The sequence below is a fragment of the Phaeobacter italicus genome (assembly GCF_019801785.1).
GTDB lineage: Bacteria > Pseudomonadota > Alphaproteobacteria > Rhodobacterales > Rhodobacteraceae > Phaeobacter > Phaeobacter italicus.
In genome coordinates, this window is record NZ_JAHVIJ010000004.1 from 122,062 (window position 1) to 142,018 (window position 19,957).

Here is a 19,957-nt window from a genome sequence, read left to right on the forward strand (position 1 = left end):
GCAGCAGGTGGGGTGCTTGTCATGGCATTATGTCGCGATTAAGGGTCAATACATGACACAGATTGACCTGCCCTCTCCCGCTTCGCCCCTGAAAATCGGCACCCGCGGATCGCCGCTGGCCCTGGCTCAGGCCTATGAAACACGCGCGCGACTGGCAGCCGCTTTTGACCTGCCCGACGATGCCTTCGAGATTGTGGTCATCAAGACCACAGGCGACAATCAGGCGCTGATTGCAGCTGACAAGCCACTGAAGGAGCTGGGTGGCAAAGGTCTGTTCACCAAGGAAATCGAGGAAGACCTGCTGTCAGGCGCCATCGACATTGCCGTGCATTCGATGAAGGACATGCCGGTCCAGCAACCCGACGGGCTGATGCTCGACACCTATCTTCCCCGCGAAGATGTGCGTGATGCCTTTATTTCGCCTTCGCTGACATCGATCCATGATCTGGCCAAAGGGGCAGTCGTGGGCACCTCCTCGCTGCGACGGCGGGCGCAGCTGCTGCATCGTCGGCCCGATCTGAACGTGGTGCAGTTCCGTGGCAATGTGCAAACCCGGCTGCGCAAGCTGTCGGAAGGCGTTGCGGAATGCACCTTTCTCGCCATGGCCGGTCTAAACCGGCTGGCGATGGCAGATGTCCCTGCCAATGCGATCGAAACAAATGACATGCTGCCGGCGGTTGCCCAGGGCGCCATCGGGATCGAGCGACGCACCAGTGACAGCCGCGCTGCCGACATGCTGGCCGCAATCCACGATCAGCAAACGGGACAGCGACTGGCCGCTGAACGCGCCTTTCTTGCGGCGCTGGATGGATCCTGCGAAACACCTATTGCCGGTCTAGCAGAGCTGGACGGCACAACCCTGCGCCTGCGCGGAGAAGTGCTGCGCCCCGACGGCTCCGAGGCAATCAGCGACGATCAGAGCTGCCCAATCGAAGATGGCGCAGAGTTGGGCCGCGCCATGGCAGCAAAGCTTCTTGATCAGGCGGGCGAGGGTTTCTTCGACTGGAAACGCTGAGTTTTTGCTCAGATCTGGCCGGACCAGCGCAGCCAACGCTCTGGTCCGCCACCAAAAACATTCAGGTCCACGTTGCCCTCGATACCCGGCACCCGCCCTGTCCCGGTATATTGCCAGAAGCGCCACAGCGCACCGGGATAGGTGATATGGGGATGGTCCGCCACAGAGCGCAGCCAGAATTCGGTTCCGGGCAAGCGCCCAATCCCGGTGTCGCGATAGAAATCAACTGTCGTGTAGAGCACCGGTCGACGGCCATAGTGGGCCTCAAGCAGATCCAGAAACCGTTTCGCTTCGGCCCGCACCTTGGCACCTGAGGGACGTTTGGTGCAGGTGCGTGAATGCGGCGTCCACTCCATATCCAGAACATGAGGCAAGGCCGCACGATCGCGTGGCACGTGGCGAATGAACCAGCGGGCTTGCTCGGCGGCTGGTCTGCAGAAATAGAAATAGTGATAGGCACCGCGCTTTACGCCCGCGCGCCGGGCCGCCTGCCAGTGATCGCGAAATTTGGGATCCAGAAGATCCCCACCTTCTGTCGCCTTGATATAGGCAAAACTAACGCCCGACCGGCGCGCCCGCTGCCAGTCTATGTCTCCCTGCCAGCGCGACACGTCGATACCGTGAATGGGATACGACCAAGGCGTGCGCCCCTCCCACGAATGGGGGTCGCTGTCGGCAAATTTGGGGTTCGTAATCAGCCGCGCCTTCGCGGCCTCTAGTGCTGCCTCTGTCGCGCCGGGTTGAACCGGAACACCAATCGGCGGCGTCGGAGGTGGAGCAGAAACACGCGGCGCACACGCCATTACCAGCAGCAAAGCAACCAGACCGATCCCCTGCACCGCTTTGCCAATCCGCATGCCCTGCCCTCCCAAACCCGGCGCGTTCAATCGCGCTTTGGTTTAGTAGAGCCTGTTTGCCACTACCGGGCAATCAGCAAGGACAAACAGCCGAAAGATCAGCGATAAACCGCGGGAGCGGTTACACGCCCATCAGATCCATTTCGCGAGCGGCGGCAGGCTCATCAGGACGGCGTTGGCGTCATGACCCGTTTCAAGGCCGAATTTGGTGCCCCGGTCATAGACGAGATTGTATTCCGCATAGAGCCCACGATGCACCAACTGGGCATCCTTTTCTGCCGCACCAAATGCAAGCGTGCGCCGCTGTTCCACCAAGGGCAGATAAGCCGGCAGAAACGCCCGTCCGATGTCCTGCGTCAGGGCGAAATCCGCCTCCCAATCGCCAGAGTTTCGATCGTCCATAAAGATGCCGCCGACCCCGCGGGCCCGCTTGCGGTGGGGGATGTAGAAATAGTCATCCGCCCATTCCTTCAGGCGGGGATACAGGTCTTCGCCATGAGGGTCGAGGTGACGCTTTTGCACATGATGGAAGTGAGCCGTGTCTTCGTCATATTCCAGACAAGGGTTGAGATCCGAACCACCGCCGAACCACCAGGCGTGGGGCGTCCAGAACATGCGGGTGTTCATGTGGACCGCCGGCACATGCGGGTTCTGCATATGCGCCACCAGCGAAATCCCAGAGGCCCAGAACCGGGGATCGTCCTTCATGCCCGGAATACCCTTGCGCGCGGCCATCGCGTGCTGCGCGCGCTCGCCCAGGGTGCCGTAGACTTCTGAAATGTTGACGCCCACCTTTTCAAATACACGGCCACCGCGCATGACGCTCATCAATCCGCCGCCCGCGTCGCTTCCATCCTCTGCTGTCCGTTTGGTTTCGCTGACATCGAAACGACCGGCAGGCTGGTCGCTGAACGGGCCCGTGTCATGGCTGTCTTCCAGCCCTTCAAACGCGGCAACGATGCTGTCTCGCAGGGATTTGAACCAGGCCGCGGCGCGTGCCTTTTCGTCGATCATGTCAGTGCTCATTGCGCAACCTCTGGCAACGGTGGGGGCGTTAGTGGACGGGGACTTCGACGGTATCGAGCAGCGTGCGCCCACCATCAAGCGTGACGATCTGACCGGTCATGAATGCAGCCGCGTCCGATGCAAGGAACTGTGCGGCCTCGGTGAGTTCGCTTGGCGAAGCAATCCGCCCCAAGGGGGTGTGTCGTTCGATATCCTGACGAAAGGCCCGGTTGTCTTTGAGCGTTGCCTGCATCGAGGCACTCATGACGGAACCAAACGCAATAGAGTTCACCCGGATCCGATGCGGCGCCAACGAGACCGACAGAGAGCGTGTCAGCTGATCCAACGCGGCGGAGGCAACGCAATAGGCCATCAGTTCGGGATGCGATCTGCGTGCCGCAATGGAGGACAAGTTGATGATTGCCCCGTTCGGGCCGCCGTTGTCCCGTTCTTCGCCCTGTTTGATCATTCGGCGCGCCACTTGCTGCGACAGCCGCATGGTCGGCAACAGGGTTTGATTGAGCAGTAATTCGAGCGACTGGTCTTCGGGATCGAGCGGATCGGTTTGAACCACCTGACGCGCGCCATTCACCAGAATGTCCACCTCGTCAAAGGCATCAATGGTTGCCGACAAAAGGTTTGCAATCGTCAGTCGTTCGCGCAGATCTCCGGCGAAATAGCGGATATTGCTTTCGTCTGCCTGTGTGCCCAGCTCTGCCAACAACGCGGCCTCATCCGTGTCGGCAAACATCACGTTTGCTCCGGCAGCGGCGAATTGCTTGCCTATTGCCAAACCGATCCCGCTAGATGAACCGGTTACGATGGCGGTTTTGCCCGAGATGGAAAAAGACATGAATGACCTCCGTCATGTTCCCTGCCGCGCGAGGCGCTGCACGCTAGTGGCAACCTAAACTGCAGGGCGCGGCAAGGAAACCATCGTATTGCGGCACCCTTAGCGGCGATGCCGACGCGGACGGCTGGCGTGAAGCACTTTGAACCGATTGTCACCCGCGACCTCTTCTACCGCGGCAAACTGCTCTGCCAGGGTGGTCTCATATGGCAGGTGCCGATTGGCCACCAACCAAAGAGAGCCCGCAGGCGCCAACATGCCCGAGGCCGCGGTGATAAAGGCCTGCCCAAGCGAGGGCTCTGCCGCGCGGCCCGTGTGGAAGGGTGGGTTGGACACGACGCAATCAACCCGGTCTGGTGCTTTCCATCCCCGCGCGTCAGCCCAGTGAAACTGGACCCGGTCATCAGAGATATTCTGCCGCGCACAAGACAGGGCAATATGATCAGCCTCGACCAGATGCAGCGACTGAACATTTTCCCGTTTGAGAATTTCAGCAGACAGATAGCCCCATCCGCCCCCCAGATCGACGACATTGCGCCCCAGCTTTTCAGGCAACGCCGCCGCCAGAAGGGCCGAGGCCGGGTCGATGTCATCTGCAGAAAAGACACCTGGTGCCGTGGTAAACCCACCTGTGATCTGCTGCGGACCAGCCCGCCAATCTGCCAGATCAGCAGACGCCGCCTCAAACCAGAACGCCTTGCCGTGGGCCTTTGAGATCGCGCTGGAGAGGGTTGCGCGGGGTTTCAGTGCCTTCAGGATCGAATCGATTCCGTCAGTCTTGTTGCCATCAATCAGGACAGGGCCATCACAGACCGCGGTTGCGTCGGCAATCAGACTACGGGCCAAAGCCTTGGCGCGGGGCAGGAAAACCACCGCAGCGGCGAAACGCTCATCCCCGGGCAGATCGGGCGAACAGGTATACCCTGCAGCGGCAAAGTTTTCATGATCGGGGGCGAATGGCTGGACAATCAGCACCCTTTCTTTGGGCAAATCTGACAGATCCAGACCCGAGGACGGATTGAAAACAGCGATGCGGCCAGTTTCGGGCACGGAAAATCCGCCCGTCTCGACGGCCAGGGACAGGCGAATAGACATGTTCTGGGGCCTCGTTATTCTTCTTTTTCCATCGTGCACTGCAGCGGATGCTGGTGACGATGCGCAAAATCCATGACCTGCCCAACCTTGGTTTCGGCAATTTCATGACTAAAGACACCCACAACAGCGACGCCTTTCTTGTGAACGGTCAGCATGACCTCGAACGCCTCGGCGTGGGTCATGTTGAAAAACCGCTCCAGAACCATGACGACAAATTCCATTGGCGTGTAGTCATCGTTCAACAGCAGCACCTTGTACCGCGGCGGACGCTGTGTCTTCGGTCGGGTCTTGGTCAGGACACCGAATTCGGTATCGTCATCTGAATGGTCCGACATCATTACTGGCGTAGGCAGCATGGGCACTGAATTCCGATCATGGATGGATTTTGGTGTCCCGCTTATATAGCGTTTCTGACGGATAGGAAAAGGGATTGAGCGTGTTCGATTGACCCGAAATTTGACAACAATCGGCTTCGATGCCGACGATACCCTTTGGCACAATGAACGGTTTTTCCGTGTTACGCAGGACCGCTTTGCCGAATTGCTGATGGATCATGTTCCTGACACGGTTGATTCCCAGTCGCTCTCCGAACGCCTGTTGGCAGCTGAAAAACGCAATCTGGGTCGCTATGGCTATGGGGTGAAGGGGTTCACGCTGTCGATGATCGAAACCGCCATCGACGTGACCGAGGCGCAGGTGCCTGCCAGCGTCATCCAGGAATTGATCACGGCAGGGCAGATGATGCTGTCCTATCCGATCGAACTGCTGCCTGCGGCACAGACCGCGGTGGAGGCACTCGCCGACAGTCACCGGGTGGTTCTGATCACCAAGGGGGATCTGTTGGATCAGGAGCGCAAGCTCGCCCAGTCTGGTCTGGGAGAGCTGTTTGACGGGGTAGAGATCGTGTCCGAGAAAACCCCCGCAGTTTACACGGACATCTTTGCGCGTCACGGCGACGGAGCCGAGAGATCAATGATGGTGGGGAATTCCATGCGTTCTGACGTGGTTCCTGTCATCGATGCAGGAGGTTGGGGCACCTATGTGCCGCATGGTCTGGTGTGGGAGGTGGAATATGCCCCCGCCCCCGAACACAGCGCACGCTACCGCGAAATTGCCGACCTCTCTGCCCTGCCCGACCTTGTGGCCGGTATCGGGTAGTCCGGCCGCAGCCTTCATCACATTAGACCACGTCATTTCATAACATTCGACAGTTCGGACGGCCTTCATCATGCCTCACGCAGAAATCAAATATACCCAAGACATCACCCTCGACGCGCCCGCCATTCTGGAACGCATTGAACAGGTCATCCTTGAACATGACGATGGCGCAGGAGCCTGTAAGGGCCGCGCCTTTCGCGTAGACGCGCATCACCACACACATGTCGACATCAAGGTGGCGCTGCTGGTGAAAGCCCATCGCGACGACGCCTTTTCGAACAGGCTGCTGGATTCGCTAAAAACTGCGGTCATGACGATGATTCCCCAAAGCTGCCATTTTTCGCTGGAACTCATCTATTCCGGCCCCTTCTACTTCACCGGCACCCACGAGGTTTAGCGCCATCTGCGCACCCCAGCGATGACAGGTAAGGCTTGGCTGTTGCGCGGTGGCATCAACTGCCGCCGCTCCGGGCAGGATGACAGCAGTTCTGCAAGGTTTTTTTGCTAACCTTTCATTAACCAACAGCGCATTTAGTGGAGGGTGCGACTTTCACCCACTAGATATCGAAACACCTCACCTGTTCACGAAATTATGTAAAAAACCTCAAGGTTTATTCGGAACTGCCCCTGTGTTAGGGTTTTGCTAATCAGGCAAAAAACGTCAGTCGGAAAACCGACGGCATAGAGGCATAGATGGCAGATAACGTGCAGGTCAGGCGGACTCCGCTGATCCTTGCGCAGCAGGTATCGCACCGGCTGTCGCGTTGGGTCTTGGGACTAGTTGTTTTTCTCACCATGATCATGGCTGCGCCTCCCAATGTTGGTGCGGCACCCTATGCTGCGATGGTGATTGACGCCCGCACCGGTGAGGTGCTGCACTCCCGCAACGCCGACACCCGTTTGCACCCGGCGTCTCTGACCAAGATGATGACGCTGTATATTGCGTTTGAGGCCGTCCGAAACGGCGAGATCACTCTCGACACCAAGGTGAAAATCAGCCGTAACGCGGCTGCGGAACCTCCATCAAAGCTGGGCCTCAAGGCAGGTCAACGCATTGCATTTCGCTATCTCATCCGCGCCGCAGCCATCAAATCCGCAAATGACGCAGCCACGGCAATTGGTGAAACACTCTCCGGATCCGAAGCTGCCTTTGCACGGCGCATGACCCGTACAGCCAAGGCGCTTGGCATGTCGCGCACCACATTTAAGAACGCGCATGGTCTGACCGAGAATGGCCATATGTCCACAGCGCGCGATATGACGACACTCGGACGTCACATCCTTTATGACTATCCCGAATACTATAATCTGTTCTCTCGCAAATCGGCCGATGCCGGGGTGCGCACGGTGCCAAACACAAACCGCCGACTGCTTGCGGCTTATCGTGGTGCTGACGGCATCAAAACCGGATACACCCGCGCTGCCGGTTTCAATCTCGTCGCGTCAGCCCAGCGAGGCAACGAACGGGTAATCGCGACGGTGTTTGGCGGCAAGTCCTCGACCTCGCGCAATGCAAAGGTTGCTGAACTTCTGGATCTGGGGTTCCGCCGGGCCCCCAGTCACGCAAAACTGCGCCGCCCGGCGCAACCGCCTTATCAGGGCAACCGGGGGCTTGGCACTCAGGTCGCAAATGCTGACGGCACCGCAGGAAAAACAGTGCGCGTGTCCGGCCTTGTCAAAACCAGCCTGCGACCGAAACAACGACCAGTGAGCGAGACACAAGAACCAACCACCCTGCTGGCGGAAGCAGACACTGAGGTCGATGCAGAGGCCATCGCGCAGCAAGTCGCAGAAGCGCAGGCCGCCGAAGTGCTGGCGACCGACGTTCTCGCAGCGGAGGCCGCGCCGCAGCTGGACCGCGACGTTCTGCGCGCCAGCATCACCGCCGCCATTGAAGAGGCAGAAATCGTCTCTGCAGTTGCCGCGCAACCGACAACACCCATTGCGCAGACCCTGGCACGTCCCCGTCCCTTTACCGGTCTGCGCCCACAGGCGCGCCCTGCCCGCCTCGCCGAAAGCCAGGATGCAGCAGATCCGGAACCTGTGATCGTGACCCGCCTTTCCACCTCTGGCGGTCGCTACTGGGGCATCAATGTCGGACGCTACGGCAGCCGTTATCAAGCAGAAAAGGTGCTCCTGCGCACGGCGCTGGCTGAAATGGCAACCTTGGACGGTTCCTTGCGCAAGGTGGTGAAAACGCCCCGAGGTTTCGATGCAAATTTCCTGGGCATGACCAAGGAAAGCGCAGCCCTCGCCTGCCGTCGCCTCACGGCGCGCAACATCAGCTGCGAGACGGTTGGCCCGTCCTGACGCCAGACACAGACATCACAATCCATCAAAAAAGGCGCCCAAGCGGCGCCTTTTTCGTGTCTGTTCTATCCACCGGGTCAGGGTTTGGGATGATCGTCCCATTCATCACTCAGGATGCGCCGTGCATCCCCCTCGGGATCGTCATATTGGTTTGATCGTACCGTGTAGAGAAACCCCACAAGGCCAACTCCTCCGAGAAGAAGTGAAATCGGGATGAGATAGGACAAAACACTCATGTCAGGGCTTTCCAGTCAGCGCGCCAGTCACATTCAGCGCAAGCGCAGGGCGTTCAGGGACACCGTAATCGACGAGGTGGACATCGCCAAGGCCGCAACAAAGGGAGTGGCGAGCCCGGCGACGGCCAGCGGCACGGCAATGACATTGTAAAGCGTCGCGATCCGGAAATTCTCGCTGATCCGGCGGGTCGCCTTTTGTGCAACGCTGCAGGCCTCTGCGATCGGCGACAGATCCTGCCCCAACAAAACGATGTCCGAGGCCACCCGCGCTGCATCAAGGGCGGACGCAGGGGAAATCGACACATGCGCAGCAGCCAATGCCGCTGTATCATTCAGCCCGTCGCCCACCATCAGAACATGCTGGCCAGCCTCTGACAGCCCCATGATCCGCGCAGATTTGTCCTGAGGAAGCGCAGAGGACACCCAGTTGGTGATCCCAAGGCGCTGCGCCAGATCGCGCACGGCACCGTCTGTATCGCCAGAGATCAGCCAGACCTCCTTGCCCGCCTCCAGCAGCGCCGATACGGCCTCTGCCGCGCCGGGACGCAGACTGTCGGAAAAGGTGATCGACTGCGCCGCCCCGTCTCCCCGGTCAAGGAAAGCCGCCGTCTTGCTGCCAGCCTCAGCCCCAACCCAAGCCGCGCGCCCCAGGCGCACGCGCGTTCCATCATGCATGGCTTCGGTGCCAAAACCGGGAATTTCGCGCAACTCGGTCACCGGTGCAGGTGCAACATTGGCGGCCTCGGCAGCATTGCAGATCGCAACAGACAGCGGGTGATCCGAACCGCGGGCGAGCGCATAGGCCAGCTGCTGATCTTGCGGCGAGAGGGCCGAAAAGTCGTCAGCCTGCGGGGTGCCGTTTGTCAGGGTGCCGGTCTTGTCAAAGACCACGGTGTCCACCTCTGCCAGCCGCTCAAGTGCGGTGGCATCCTTGATCAGCATTCCCCGTTTGAAGAGCCGACCGGACGCCGCCGTTGTCACCGCCGGAACCGCCAGCCCCAATGCACAGGGGCAGGTGATAATCAAAACCGCCGCCGCAATATTCAGCGCCACACGCATGTCAAAGGTGAAAAGATACCAACCAAGAAACGCCAGTGCCGACAGGATGTGCACCCCCGGCGCATAGAGTTTGGCAGCACGATCCGCGAGCGACGTGTAGCGCGAGCGACCAGATTCCGCGATGGCGACAAGATCCGCGAGCTGATGCAGAGAGCTCTCTTTGCCCACTGCCGTCGCCTTGATGACCAGCGGCCCGGTCAGATTGACCTCACCGGCAGAAACGACACTGCCCGCCTCGGCAAAGACTGGCAGGGTCTCACCAGTCAGCAAAGAACGGTCCAGTTCAGACTGGCCTTCCACGACCTGCCCGTCCACCGGCATACGGCCACCCGGACGCACCAGGATGTGGTCTCCGACCGCCAAGTCACCAACCGCCACCTCGATGGGCTCTCCCCCATCATCCAGACGAAGCGCCCGTGGCACCTCCAGTGCCGCCAGTTCCTCGGCCGCTGAGCGCGCCACGGCGCGGGTGCGGTGATCCAGATAGCGACCCGCGAGCAACAGAAACGTAAGTGTCAGCGCGGCATCGAAATAGGCGTGTTCGCCCGACAGAGATGTCTCCCACAAGGAGGTGACCAGCGTCAGGACCAAGGCCAGGACAATCGGCACGTCCATGTTCAGACGTTTGACCCGAAGCGCCTGCCAGGCATTGCGAAAGAACGGCTGGGCAGAGAACAGAATTGCGGGGAAGGTGATCGCGGCCGAAATCCAGTGAAACAGATCGCGGGTCGCGTCGCTGGCCCCGGACCAGACCGATACGGACAAGAGCATCACATTCATCGCAGCAAAGCCCGCGACGGCAAGCCGCATCAACAATTCGCGCCCGGCCTTGTCGGTTTCGGTTGCGCTCAGCGCCGCGATGTCCAGTTCGTGGGCCTCAAAACCAAGCCCTTCCAGAACCGGGATCAGGTCTGCCGCCTTCATGTCTGGGTCGGCTTCGATCAAAGCCCGTTTCAGGGTCAGGTTCACCCGCGCGCTACGCACGCCCGGTTGCGCATTAAGACCGCGCTCGACAGTTGAGATGCAGGCCTGGCAGTGAATGGTCGGCAATGACAGCGCCAGACGTGCCTCGGTTGGTGCGTCATCCACGGCCCCGTTGGGGGCCGCGACACAGCCGGGACATACGGCCATTTGCGGGCGCACTGCAGTCGTCATGTCAGATCACCGCGCCACATGCAGGATGACCCGCTGTTCAAACTCGGTCCCGTCATCGGCGCGCGCCTTCATGCGAATATTCCAATTGCCCGGGCTCAGCTCAGCCGGAGCAACATAGGCTTTGCCGTCGAACCGGAAATCAGGGGTCTGGTCATCTTTGACATGGGTCGCCCGCCCCAAGGTGGCAGACAGCGCAGCCACCTCGACCGGCGCGCCATCTGCATCGGTGATTTCCAGCTTGATCTGATCGCCTGCGGCAGAGGCATAGACAGACCAGCCCAACGCCTCTTGTGCATCGCGGCGCGCGTCAAAACTCTGGCTCGCCACATAGCTGTTCTTCACCTCAAGCCCCGGAAAGGTGCTGACTGCGCTCACCGCCAGTGCGATGTTGACCGCGATGATGATGCCGAAAGCACCGCCAAAGACCATCAGCGCGTGCCACCCCGTGAACTGTCGCGCGGGTTTTCCTTCGCTCATTGATCCGCTCCCTTTCCGTTGAAGCTGCTGTCCTTGAAGGCACGTTCACCATTTGCCACATCCGCGACCCAGATGCGAACCGGCGTGCTGCGGGCCTGCGCTGCGTCGGATCCTTTGGGCGCAACAATATAGACACGCTGCAAGAGGCTCGTATCGGCTGGGACGTCAACGATGGTACCATCGACCCCTTCCAGCGTCATTTGCAATTCACCTTCGCCCTTGAGCGACAGCTCGAACGGACGCGGCTCTCCGGTTTTGTTGCGCAGACGCACATCATAGGTGTTGCGGATCGACCCATCGGAAAGCGTGACAAAGGTCGGGTTGCGCACCGGTGCGACCGTCAATTCGATGTCCGAGCGAATAAACAAGGCAAACAGCAGCGCCAGGCCAACTGCCCCCCAAAGCGAGGTATACATGATGGTGCGCGGACGCAGGATGTGTTTCCACACACTCTTGGGAGGCTGGCCTGCCCGTTCGTTGGCCTCGTCGCTCAGCGCCATGTAATCGATCAGGCCACGCGGCTTGCCGATCTTGCCCATGATGTCGTCGCAGGCATCAATACACAGCGCACAGGTGATACACTCCATCTGCTGACCATCGCGGATGTCGATGCCCATGGGGCAGACGTTCACGCAGGCCATACAGTCGATGCAATCACCGTGCTGTGTGCCGGGCTCATCGGTTTTGCGGGCTTTGCCCCGTGGTTCGCCACGCCATTCCCGATAGCCTACGGTCAGCGTGTCCTCATCCATCATCGCGGCCTGAATGCGCGGCCAGGGGCACGCGTAGATACAGATCTGCTCGCGGGCAAAACCACCAAAGAAGAAGGTCGTCCCGGTCAGGATCGCCATCGTGGTATAGGCAACCGGATGGGCATTGCCGGTCACGAGATCCCGCAAGAGCGTCGGCGCATCGGCAAAATAGAACACCCAGGCACCGCCGGTTGCCAAGCCGATCAACAGCCAGACCACCCATTTGGTGACCCGCAGCCGTGCCTTGCGGAAGTCGAGTTTCTTTTGTCGGTGCAGACGCAGACGCGCGTTCCGGTCGCCTTCGATCCAGCGTTCCACCAGGATGAAGAGATCGGTCCAAACAGTCTGCGGGCAGGCGTAGCCACACCACACCCGACCCAGGGCCGAGGTGAACAGGAACAAGCCCAAGCCTGCCATGATCAAGAGACCGGCAACGAAATAGAATTCATGTGGCCAGATCTCGATCCAGAAGAAATAGAACCGGCGGTTGGCAAGATCGAGCAGCACCGCCTGATCCGGCAGAGCCGGTCCACGGTCCCAACGGATCCAGGGCGTGAGATAATAGATCCCCAGCGTCACGGCCATGATGTACCATTTCAGATTTCGAAACGCGCCCGAGACACGGCGTGGGAAAATCGGCTCTCTCGGGGCGTACAGGCTGGGGGCGGGATCGGAATCGCTCACGGACTCACTCCAAATCTTGCGTTATAGGTGCGGTTGTCCCAGATGCGTCAGGCGCTAACCTTGACGTGGATCAAACGCATATGCAGAACGCATCTTTCGCGTTGCGCGAGCGCGGTCAACGGGGCGTGGCATTGTGTCCACGACAGGAAATTTTGAAATTTCCCCTTTAAAACAATGGCATACAATTTCGCACCCCAATTGTCGCGCGGCGCCCTGCCGCAATGTGACACCAGAGCGCAGGCCCGACACTCGCGCATTTGTGACCACCTGCATGACCTGCAGCATAGGACAAAACCCCGTTTGCGCACAGGAGTCATGCAAAGCCATATCTTGATACGGAAAAACCGCCTGCGCGGGGTCAGCAGCGGCGGCGGAAAAATGAGCGTCGGCTTTCCAGGAAACGCGCGAACAGATCGAAAAGCCGACGCTGCCCCACCTGCCAAACACGCGGCGGCGGGATGGGAACACCCATGCCTTGGGGTCAGGCCCTCAGGCGGGTGCAACTCTCACCGTTATGTTTAAGACGGCGCTGCCACTCCCGCTTTGATGCAAATCAAGAGCTTGCAAATTGACCAAAGAAAAAGCCCCGCACGATTGGCGGGGCTTTCGATTGTTTCAGGCAACGGTGGGTTATTCACCACCACCCAGCTGGTGCACATAGGCAGAAACCGCTCGGATCTGAGCCTCGCTCAGGCGGGTGTTCCACGGGGGCATCACGCCATAGCGGGAATTGTAGATCGTCTCGGTCAGGGTGTCATAGTCACCACCATAGAGCCAAATCGCATCCGCAAGGTTTGGTGCCCCCTGGAAGCGGTCACCGGTGCCGTCTTCCATGTGACAGGATGCACAGTTGTCGGCAAAGATCACCGCGCCTGCGTCCACTTTGGATGCGTCCTGCGGTTCACCCGACAGGGACATGACAAAATTCACGACCTGATCGATTTCTTCCTTTTCCAACAGCTCGTCCCGGCCAAAGGCAGGCATCTCGGAGTAGCGCGCTTCGTCGCTCTCTTCGTTGCGGATACCGTGGGTGACGGTCACGTGGATGTCCTCCATCGTGCCACCCCAAAGCCAGTCGTCATCCAGAAGGTTCGGATAGCCCTTGGCACCCGCAGCGCCAGCACCGTGACACTGGGCGCACCAGGTCTTGAAAACCGCAGCACCGGAGGAGACGGCATAGCCGTTCAGATCCGCGTCAGCGGCGATCTCGGTCAGCTCGGTTTCCACCAGGCGGGCGTTGATCGGCGCGTTGGCCTCTTCGACGGCTGCGATTTCCTCAGCCACCAGCGCGCGGGAATTCCAGCCAAGCACGCCTGCAGTCGCTGCCTGGATGCCAGGCCAAGCGGGATAGGCGATGGTATAGCCGATGCCCCAGATGATGGTGGCGTAGAATGTCCACAACCACCAGCGCGGCATTGGATTGTCGAATTCTTCGATACCGTCCCAGCTGTGGCCGGTTGTGTTCGGATCGTCGTCGAACTTCTTCACTTTTTTGCTCATGACCGCGCCTCCTCGGCTTTACCCATTTCTGGGGCGGGTTTGTCTTCATGCCGGAACGGGATGTTGGCGGTGTCCTTGTAGACCTTGGTGGAACCTGGGCGGAACGCCCAGACCACGATGCCCATGAAGAACATAAACAGGAACAGCAGCATCCAGCTGTCCGCGAATTGTCTTAGCAGCGAATAGATATCCATCTCTGCCTCCAATCAGCGGTTGGCGACCGGGGTAAAGGTCGAGAAATCAACCAAAGTCCCCAGCATTTGCAGGTATGCGATCAGCGCGTCCGCCTCGGAAACACCGGGCTGGCCATCGAAGTTGCGCACGTTGATCCCGTCACCATAGCGTTCCAGCAGGCCGTCATAGTCTGCATCCGGATCCGCCTGAACACGGAAGTCCATCTGCGCGCTTTCGATCATCGCGTCGGTGTAAGGCACACCAACAAAGGCGTTGGCGGCCATGACATCACCGATGTATTTGCCGTCGATCATCTTGTCCTCAAGGAAGCCATATTTGGGCATCACCGATTCAGGGACAACCGACTGCGGATCGCGCAGGTGGTCGACGTGCCATTCATCCGAATAGCGGCCGCCCACGCGAGCCAGATCCGGCCCGGTCCGCTTGGAGCCCCACTGGAACGGATGGTCGTACATCGACTCCGCCGCCAGAGAATAGGGACCGTAGCGTTCGACTTCATCGCGCATCGGGCGGATCATCTGGCTGTGACAGACATAGCAGCCTTCACGGATGTAGATATCGCGACCTGCCAGCTCCAGCGGGGTGTAGGGACGCATGCCCTCCACCTCTTCGATGGTGTTTTCCAGCCAGAACAGCGGTGCGATCTGGACCAGACCACCGATGGTGACAACCAGGAAGCTGCACACCAACAGGAGGGTCGCGTTGGTCTCGAGGATTTTGTGTTTATCGAGAATTGCCATTGTCCGGCCCTCCTTATTCAGCCGGAACCGCGACGGTCAGGCTGGCCTCTTTGGCCGGTGCCCGTCGTACGGTCATCCAAAGGTTGTAGCACATGATCAGGGCACCAGCGAGGAACATGACCCCACCAAGAGCGCGAACCACATACATCGGGAACTTGGCTGCCACGGTGTCTGCAAAGGAGTTCACGAGGAACCCGTTGGCATCGACTTCACGCCACATCAGGCCTTCCATGATGCCGGTCACCCACATGGAGGCCGCGTAAAGAATGATACCGATAGTGGCGAGCCAGAAGTGCCAGGACACGAGGCTGAGGCTGTAGAGACGCTCACGTTTCCACAGAACCGGCACCAGGAAGTACAGCGCACCAAAGGTGATCATGCCGTTCCAGCCAAGCGCACCAGAGTGAACGTGACCGATGGTCCAGTCGGTGTAGTGCGACAGCGAGTTCACGGCGCGGATCGACATCATCGGGCCTTCAAAGGTGGACATGCCGTAAAAGCCGATCGAGATCACCATCATCCGGATGACCGGGTCAGTGCGCAGCTTGTCCCAGGCGCCAGACAGGGTCATCAGGCCGTTGATCATGCCACCCCAGCTGGGCATCCACAGAACAATCGAGAACACCATGCCAAGGGTCGAAGCCCAATCCGGCAGCGCGGTGTAGTGCAGGTGGTGCGGACCCGCCCAGATGTACAGGAAGATCAGCGCCCAGAAGTGGATGATCGACAGCTTGTACGAGAAAACCGGACGTTCGGCCTGCTTCGGCACGAAGTAGTACATCATGCCCAGGAAACCCGCGGTCAGGAAGAAGCCCACCGCATTGTGGCCGTACCACCACTGAACCATCGCATCCTGAACGCCAGCCCAGACGATCACGGATTTGGAACCCCAGATCGAAACCGGAATGGTCAGGTTGTTCACCACATGCAGCATGGCGACAGTGACGATAAACGCGAGGTAGAACCAGTTTGCCACGTAGATGTGCGGCTCCTTGCGTTTGATGACGGTGCCCAGGAACACGGCCAGATAGGCAACCCACACAACGGTCAGCCACAGGTCAACATACCACTCGGGTTCTGCATATTCCTTGGACTGGGTACCGCCCAGAAGATAACCGGTCGCCGCCAGAACGATGAACAGCTGATAGCCCCAGAACACAAACCACGCCAGATTGCCGCCCCAGAGGCGGGCTGCCGAAGTCCGCTGGACCACGTAAAATGAAGTTGCCAGCAGCGCGTTGCCACCAAACGCAAAAATCACTGCAGAAGTATGCAGCGGGCGCAGACGTCCAAAATTGGCAAAGCCTTGGGCCCAATCGAAATTCAGGACTGGAAAGGCCAGCTGAAAGGCGATGTAGACACCGACGAGAAAGCCGACAACGCCCCAGAAGGCGGTGGCGATCACACCGTAGCGGACCACACTGTCGAAATACTCCCCCTGCAGCGATCCGGTCGCAGCAACAGGTTCATCAGTATGGCGGAGAGTGTAGAGAAAGAGCCCACCAGCAACGAGCATTACGATAATCGCATGCACCTGGTAGGCCAAATCCCGCGCGTAATTGGTCGCGATCATCGCGAAAAGCGTGATCAGACCAAGCGCTATTAGCTTGATATAATTAGACATCTTGCGTCCCTTTCCTTGTCCACCACGATTCTCTGGGGCGTGCCGGACCAACTTTTTATGTGCTTTGAATGCAAAAATGCGCCCATGCATGCCTTGATCTGCATCAAGACGCGTAAAGGCGGAATGTGACATGCAGTTCCATGATGCAGCGAAAGCGCGAAAAAACCAAACTTCGCCGCCGCCCTTGAGACTTGCGAGGCTGACATGTCCTACAAAACCATACTCACCGTCCTGACCACCCCCGCCAATACGGCGACCCAGCTGGAACAGACCATCTCCCTTACCCGTCAGGTGGACGGCCATGCAGATGCGCTCTGCCTTGGCGTCGACCGCACCCAGACCGGATATTACTACGCCGGTGCAAACGCCATGGTGCTGCAAGAGACCCTTGCCCGGGCCAAGGAAGAAGTCGGAGAAATTGAAAAGACCGTGACCAAACGTCTTGGTCAATCTGGCGTCGCTTTCAACGTGGAAACCGGTGTTGCCCAGATCGCGGATCTCGGGCGCCATGTCGCCCGCCTGGCCCGGTTTTCCGATCTGGTGGTGCTAAGCCAACCCTATGGCAAGGACCGCCCGGCCGAGGCCGAGGCAATTGTCGAGAGCGCCCTGTTTGAAGGTCGCGCGCCGGTTCTTGTGGTGCCTGATGACGTCACCCTGCCAGAGCGCCCCAAAACCGTTCTGGTTGCCTGGAACGAAAGCATCGAGGCGATGACTGCCATCCGGAAGGCCCTGCCGATGTTGCAGGCCGCTGACCTTGTCCGTGTCGTGGTGATTGATCCGCCTCAGCACGGGCCGGAGCGCTCTGATCCTGGCGGGTTGCTTTGCCAGATGCTGTCGCGCCACGGGGTGAAATGCGAAATCGACGTGCTGAGCAAATCAATGACCCGCGTGTCCGATGTGCTGAACCGACATGCGGTGGATACTGCTGCAGACCTGATCGTGATGGGGGCTTATGGCCACTCTCGCTTCCGCGAGGCGATCCTTGGTGGCGCGACACGGAATATGCTCGAAAAGGCAAAGGTGCCGGTTCTGATGGCGCATTAAGCGCAGGCAAGCTGGCAGAAACAACAAAGGGGCCGATTGGCCCCTTTTCGTTTGAACGACCTCAGAGGAAGCCGCCCCCGTCGCTGTCATCACCGGCCTCTTCCATCAGGCGCCCCATGTCAGGGACGGTCACATGGCGTTTGCCTTCCAGTTCAATCACGCCATCCTTTCGCAGGGCGGAAACCTGGCGGCTCACGGTCTCCAGCGTCAGGCCGAGATAATCCGCCATCGCTTCGCGTGTCAGCGGCAGGTCAAAAACCCGGCGATTGCTGTCCTTTTCGGGTCGCAGCGATGCATCCCGTCGCGCCAGAATGGACAACAGGCTCGCGATTTTCTCCCGCGCAGTCTTGCGCCCCAGAACCAACATCCACTCGCGGGCGGCGTCCAGTTCATCCAGCGTCATCTCCAGCAGACGATGAGCGATATGGGGCGTGCGCGACATCAGATCTTCAAAAGGCTTGCGGCGGAAACAGCACATCACCACGGTTGAGGTCGCAACGACGTTGTAGGCCGCAGTGTCCCGCCCCGGCCGCCCCACAAAATCGCTGGGCAGCAAGAGACCCACCATCTGGGTGCGCCCGTCCTCCATCGTCTGGGTCAGGGTCGCAATCCCGGACACGACCGAGCCCACAAAATCCATCCGGTCGCCAGACCATGTAATCGACTGACCGGCATCATAGGTCCGGTAGTATTTGATCGCGTCCAGCGCCTCCAGCTCGTCGGAATCACACCGGGCACAGACAGCCCGGTGGCGGATGGGGCAATCACCGCAATCAAAGGTTTGGATGGTTGGAACGTTCATGTCTGGTCCGAATTGATCTGGGTCAAGGCTAGGAGCCGGGATCAGAAACTAGGTTAGCCGGATGGAGCAAAAATCACAATTGGCGACGCGCGCATTATTCGACGCAAAGACCCCGCGTTATTCAAGCTATCCGTCGGTGTCACACTTTAGCCCTGAGGTCAATTCTGGGCTTAAACGTCAATGGCTTAGCTCCATTCACGCGAATAGCTCCATCTCCATCTACCTGCATGTGCCATTCTGTCGCAAACTCTGCTGGTTCTGCGCTTACCGCACGCAAAGCAGCCAGAGCGATGGCCCGATCCGGTCGTATGTCGAGGCTTTGAAACGGGAAATTTCACTTGTATTACAATCCCTTCCGCCCGGCACAACTGTATCCCGGCTGCATTTTGGCGGCGGAACACCAACGATTCTCCCGGCGGATGTGTTTTCAGACCTCAGCGCAACCCTGACCTCTGCCATACCTTTGGCGTCTGACTACGAATTCGCGGTTGAAGTGGATCCGAACGATGTCGATCTTGACCGGGTCGCGGCCTTGCAGGCTGCCGGGGTCAACAGTGTCAGCATGGGCATTCAGGACTTTGATCCCGAAGTCCAGGCCGCGATCGGACGGACGCTCAGCTTTGACAGGGTGTCAGCTGTTGTCGAAGATCTGCGCGCGCACCACATCGGCCAGCTGACATTTGACGTGCTCTACGGCCTGCCACATCAGACCGGTCCGCGACTGACCGACACGTTGCAGATGTTGCTGTCTTTGTCGCCGGATCGATTTTCAGTCTGCAACTACTCCCACGTCCCGGCGCTCGCACGACGCCAGAGCATGATCCCCTCCGAAGCCTTGCCGCCGCCTCCGGACCGCCTGCGCCTGTTTGAAACGGCCGAGCGGCTGCTTCAGTGGGATGGCTACCAGCCTATCGGAATGGATCATTTCAGCCGCCCTGATGACAGATTGGCGATTGCAAACCGGCTTGGAAGGCTGCGCCGGGATTTCCGGGGCTACTCCGATGATCCCAACGATGTGCTGATCGGGCTTGGCGCCTCGGCTGTATCCCGGTTCCCGCAAGGCTACTGTCAGAACGAAATCAGCACCTCAGGGTACGAACAGGCCATTGCAGGTGGTCATCACGCCACAACCCGCGGTCACGTCTTCAAGAACGACGACAGGCTGCGAGGCGAGATGATAGAGCGGCTGCTGTGCGACCTGCATTTGTCGGCCACGTCGCTTGCGCGGGATCTGGACATGCCGGTTGCGGTGCTGGACCTGTACCTGGATCAGATCGCAACCGGGCTGTCGGAAATGCTGCAGCGAGACGAGCACGGCATCGCAATCAAACCCGAGGCCCGCCCCTTTGCCCGCATGATTGCAAGCCGGTTGGACCGCTACGCGCTACCGGCAATCTGA

Annotated in this window: 20 protein-coding genes; 6 read left to right on the forward strand and 14 right to left on the reverse strand. The window is 59.4% G+C overall.

Features of this window, described 5'->3' with window-relative positions:
* Nucleotides 1-52 precede the first annotated feature (52 nt).
* Entirely contained in the window at nt 53-1,015 is a 963-nt protein-coding gene (hemC, locus tag KUV39_RS10755; protein WP_222459767.1) for a hydroxymethylbilane synthase, read from the forward strand.
* Between the two features lie 8 nt (nt 1,016-1,023).
* Here hemC and KUV39_RS10760 read toward each other — a convergent pair whose 3' ends face one another.
* The 5 genes from KUV39_RS10760 to clpS form a co-directional block, all read right to left on the reverse strand.
* A complete protein-coding gene (locus KUV39_RS10760) occupies nt 1,024-1,872 on the reverse strand; it encodes a glycoside hydrolase family 25 protein (protein ID WP_222459768.1) in 849 nt (282 codons plus the stop codon).
* Between the two features lie 132 nt (nt 1,873-2,004).
* Nucleotides 2,005-2,898, reverse strand: coding sequence for an oxygen-dependent coproporphyrinogen oxidase (gene hemF, locus KUV39_RS10765; RefSeq protein WP_046211844.1), 894 nt, complete (start codon nt 2,896-2,898; stop codon nt 2,005-2,007).
* A 28-nt stretch (nt 2,899-2,926) separates the two neighbouring features.
* Nucleotides 2,927-3,730 carry an SDR family NAD(P)-dependent oxidoreductase gene (locus KUV39_RS10770; RefSeq protein ID WP_008560396.1) on the reverse strand — a complete coding sequence of 268 codons (804 nt, stop codon included), beginning with the start codon at nt 3,728-3,730 and terminating at the stop codon, nt 2,927-2,929.
* A gap of 99 nt (nt 3,731-3,829) precedes the next feature.
* A complete protein-coding gene (locus KUV39_RS10775) occupies nt 3,830-4,822 on the reverse strand; it encodes a class I SAM-dependent methyltransferase (RefSeq protein ID WP_222459769.1) in 993 nt (330 codons plus the stop codon).
* A gap of 14 nt (nt 4,823-4,836) precedes the next feature.
* The gene (gene clpS, locus KUV39_RS10780; protein WP_037302665.1) at nt 4,837-5,178 is read right to left on the reverse strand and encodes an ATP-dependent Clp protease adapter ClpS; all 342 of its coding nucleotides are present in this window, start codon (nt 5,176-5,178) and stop codon (nt 4,837-4,839) included.
* Between the two features lie 88 nt (nt 5,179-5,266).
* Here clpS and KUV39_RS10785 point away from each other — a divergent pair, with 88 nt between their 5' ends.
* The 3 genes from KUV39_RS10785 to KUV39_RS10795 all read left to right on the forward strand — a co-directional run bounded on the left by KUV39_RS10785 (nt 5,267) and on the right by KUV39_RS10795 (nt 8,290).
* Nucleotides 5,267-5,980 carry an HAD family hydrolase gene (locus tag KUV39_RS10785; protein ID WP_222459770.1) on the forward strand — a complete coding sequence of 238 codons (714 nt, stop codon included), beginning with the start codon at nt 5,267-5,269 and terminating at the stop codon, nt 5,978-5,980.
* Between the two features lie 70 nt (nt 5,981-6,050).
* A complete protein-coding gene (locus tag KUV39_RS10790; protein WP_222459771.1) occupies nt 6,051-6,377 on the forward strand; it encodes a hypothetical protein in 327 nt (108 codons plus the stop codon).
* 296 nt (nt 6,378-6,673) lie between these two features.
* Entirely contained in the window at nt 6,674-8,290 is a 1,617-nt protein-coding gene (locus tag KUV39_RS10795) for a D-alanyl-D-alanine carboxypeptidase family protein (protein WP_222459772.1), read from the forward strand.
* Between the two features lie 77 nt (nt 8,291-8,367).
* Here KUV39_RS10795 and ccoS read toward each other — a convergent pair whose 3' ends face one another.
* The 8 genes from ccoS to ccoN form a co-directional block, all read right to left on the reverse strand.
* Complete coding sequence (ccoS, locus tag KUV39_RS10800) at nt 8,368-8,526, reverse strand: cbb3-type cytochrome oxidase assembly protein CcoS (protein WP_008561556.1); 159 nt, start codon at nt 8,524-8,526, stop codon at nt 8,368-8,370.
* A 33-nt stretch (nt 8,527-8,559) separates the two neighbouring features.
* On the reverse strand, nt 8,560-10,740 hold the full coding sequence (locus KUV39_RS10805; protein WP_222459773.1) for a heavy metal translocating P-type ATPase: 2,181 nt from the start codon (nt 10,738-10,740) through the stop codon (nt 8,560-8,562).
* 6 nt (nt 10,741-10,746) lie between these two features.
* The gene (locus tag KUV39_RS10810; protein WP_046211839.1) at nt 10,747-11,217 is read right to left on the reverse strand and encodes a FixH family protein; all 471 of its coding nucleotides are present in this window, start codon (nt 11,215-11,217) and stop codon (nt 10,747-10,749) included.
* Nucleotides 11,214-12,653, reverse strand: coding sequence for a cytochrome c oxidase accessory protein CcoG (gene ccoG, locus KUV39_RS10815; RefSeq protein ID WP_222459774.1), 1,440 nt, complete (start codon nt 12,651-12,653; stop codon nt 11,214-11,216). Before ccoG ends, KUV39_RS10810 begins: the two co-directional genes overlap by 4 nt.
* A gap of 630 nt (nt 12,654-13,283) precedes the next feature.
* Nucleotides 13,284-14,153 (reverse strand): cytochrome-c oxidase, cbb3-type subunit III, encoded by an 870-nt coding sequence (ccoP, locus tag KUV39_RS10820; RefSeq protein WP_008560667.1) that lies wholly within the window; start codon nt 14,151-14,153, stop codon nt 13,284-13,286.
* Nucleotides 14,150-14,347 carry a CcoQ/FixQ family Cbb3-type cytochrome c oxidase assembly chaperone gene (locus KUV39_RS10825; protein ID WP_008559541.1) on the reverse strand — a complete coding sequence of 66 codons (198 nt, stop codon included), beginning with the start codon at nt 14,345-14,347 and terminating at the stop codon, nt 14,150-14,152. The genes ccoP and KUV39_RS10825 overlap by 4 nt, the downstream gene beginning before the upstream one ends.
* A 12-nt stretch (nt 14,348-14,359) precedes the next feature.
* A complete protein-coding gene (gene ccoO, locus KUV39_RS10830; RefSeq protein ID WP_008559251.1) occupies nt 14,360-15,088 on the reverse strand; it encodes a cytochrome-c oxidase, cbb3-type subunit II in 729 nt (242 codons plus the stop codon).
* A gap of 13 nt (nt 15,089-15,101) precedes the next feature.
* Complete coding sequence (gene ccoN / locus KUV39_RS10835) at nt 15,102-16,712, reverse strand: cytochrome-c oxidase, cbb3-type subunit I (protein ID WP_008560560.1); 1,611 nt, start codon at nt 16,710-16,712, stop codon at nt 15,102-15,104.
* A gap of 204 nt (nt 16,713-16,916) precedes the next feature.
* Between ccoN and KUV39_RS10840 the strand changes: the two genes are divergently transcribed.
* Nucleotides 16,917-17,756, forward strand: coding sequence for a universal stress protein (locus KUV39_RS10840; RefSeq protein WP_008562472.1), 840 nt, complete (start codon nt 16,917-16,919; stop codon nt 17,754-17,756).
* A gap of 61 nt (nt 17,757-17,817) precedes the next feature.
* On the opposite strand, the gene fnrL is transcribed toward KUV39_RS10840, so the two are convergent.
* Complete coding sequence (fnrL, locus tag KUV39_RS10845; protein WP_008559190.1) at nt 17,818-18,558, reverse strand: transcriptional regulator FnrL; 741 nt, start codon at nt 18,556-18,558, stop codon at nt 17,818-17,820.
* Nucleotides 18,559-18,619: 61 nt separating this feature from the next.
* On the opposite strand from fnrL, the gene hemN reads away from it, so the two are divergent.
* Nucleotides 18,620-19,957: an oxygen-independent coproporphyrinogen III oxidase gene (hemN, locus tag KUV39_RS10850; protein WP_222459775.1), complete on the forward strand. Its 1,338-nt coding sequence runs from the start codon at nt 18,620-18,622 to the stop codon at nt 19,955-19,957.

What these genes read in the sequence shown, in the direction of transcription:
- KUV39_RS10770 (WP_008560396.1), bottom strand. Translation starts at nt 3,730, where the DNA reads ATGTCTTTTTCCATCTCGGGCAAAACCGCCATCGTAACCGGTTCATCT.
- ccoO (WP_008559251.1), bottom strand. Translation starts at nt 15,088, where the DNA reads ATGGCAATTCTCGATAAACACAAAATCCTCGAGACCAACGCGACCCTC.
- hemN (WP_222459775.1), top strand. Translation starts at nt 18,620, where the DNA reads ATGGAGCAAAAATCACAATTGGCGACGCGCGCATTATTCGACGCAAAG.
- ccoS (WP_008561556.1), bottom strand. Translation starts at nt 8,526, where the DNA reads ATGAGTGTTTTGTCCTATCTCATCCCGATTTCACTTCTTCTCGGAGGA.
- clpS (WP_037302665.1), bottom strand. Translation starts at nt 5,178, where the DNA reads ATGCTGCCTACGCCAGTAATGATGTCGGACCATTCAGATGACGATACC.
- ccoN (WP_008560560.1), bottom strand. Translation starts at nt 16,712, where the DNA reads ATGTCTAATTATATCAAGCTAATAGCGCTTGGTCTGATCACGCTTTTC.
- KUV39_RS10825 (WP_008559541.1), bottom strand. Translation starts at nt 14,347, where the DNA reads ATGGATATCTATTCGCTGCTAAGACAATTCGCGGACAGCTGGATGCTG.
- hemF (WP_046211844.1), bottom strand. Translation starts at nt 2,898, where the DNA reads ATGAGCACTGACATGATCGACGAAAAGGCACGCGCCGCGGCCTGGTTC.
- ccoP (WP_008560667.1), bottom strand. Translation starts at nt 14,153, where the DNA reads ATGAGCAAAAAAGTGAAGAAGTTCGACGACGATCCGAACACAACCGGC.
- KUV39_RS10840 (WP_008562472.1), top strand. Translation starts at nt 16,917, where the DNA reads ATGTCCTACAAAACCATACTCACCGTCCTGACCACCCCCGCCAATACG.
- KUV39_RS10810 (WP_046211839.1), bottom strand. Translation starts at nt 11,217, where the DNA reads ATGAGCGAAGGAAAACCCGCGCGACAGTTCACGGGGTGGCACGCGCTG.
- KUV39_RS10775 (WP_222459769.1), bottom strand. Translation starts at nt 4,822, where the DNA reads ATGTCTATTCGCCTGTCCCTGGCCGTCGAGACGGGCGGATTTTCCGTG.
- KUV39_RS10795 (WP_222459772.1), top strand. Translation starts at nt 6,674, where the DNA reads ATGGCAGATAACGTGCAGGTCAGGCGGACTCCGCTGATCCTTGCGCAG.
- KUV39_RS10790 (WP_222459771.1), top strand. Translation starts at nt 6,051, where the DNA reads ATGCCTCACGCAGAAATCAAATATACCCAAGACATCACCCTCGACGCG.
- fnrL (WP_008559190.1), bottom strand. Translation starts at nt 18,558, where the DNA reads ATGAACGTTCCAACCATCCAAACCTTTGATTGCGGTGATTGCCCCATC.
- KUV39_RS10760 (WP_222459768.1), bottom strand. Translation starts at nt 1,872, where the DNA reads ATGCGGATTGGCAAAGCGGTGCAGGGGATCGGTCTGGTTGCTTTGCTG.
- KUV39_RS10805 (WP_222459773.1), bottom strand. Translation starts at nt 10,740, where the DNA reads ATGACGACTGCAGTGCGCCCGCAAATGGCCGTATGTCCCGGCTGTGTC.
- hemC (WP_222459767.1), top strand. Translation starts at nt 53, where the DNA reads ATGACACAGATTGACCTGCCCTCTCCCGCTTCGCCCCTGAAAATCGGC.